Origin of the sequence: Fundidesulfovibrio magnetotacticus (assembly GCF_013019105.1) — a bacterium.
GTDB lineage: Bacteria > Desulfobacterota > Desulfovibrionia > Desulfovibrionales > Desulfovibrionaceae > Fundidesulfovibrio > Fundidesulfovibrio magnetotacticus.
On the sequence record NZ_BLTE01000055.1, the window covers coordinates 1 to 501 of the forward strand.

The window sequence follows — 501 nt, forward strand, 5'->3', positions numbered from 1 at the left end:
CGCGAGAGCATCTCGATGAAGCCCACCTTCACCGTGCCGCCGATGATGATGAACAGGCCGATGAAGAAGAAGATGGTGGACCACTCCACTTCGGCCAGCACGTGGTGCGGGTCCTCGTCGGAGAGCAGGAGCAGGAGCGCCGCGCCGCCCATGGCCACGGTGGCGGGCTCGAAGTGGAACACCCCGTGCAGCACGAAGCCCAGGATGGTGAGCCCCATGATGGTCCCGGACTTGCGCAAAAGCGGCCTGTCCTTGATGAGCGCGTTCTCGTCCATGGCCATGATACGGGCCTTGAGCGCCTCGCTCACGTGCAGGCGCTTGGCGAAGACCGCCCGCCAGACCAGCATCCAGACGATCATGGTGATGATGATCACCGGAGTGAGGTGATTGATGAAGTCCATGAAGGCGAACCCGGCCTTGGAGGCGATCATGATGTTGGGCGGGTCGCCGATGAGGGTGGCCGTGCCGCCGATGTTGGAGGCCAGGGCCTCGGTGATCAGG

At 63.7% G+C, this 501-nt stretch carries 1 protein-coding gene; it reads right to left on the minus strand.

Features of this window, described 5'->3' with window-relative positions; all coding sequences use genetic code 11:
- Positions 1-501, minus strand: a 501-nt coding sequence (locus tag NNJEOMEG_RS20275; protein ID WP_268885708.1) for an ArsB/NhaD family transporter, incomplete at both ends; no start/stop codon positions are given.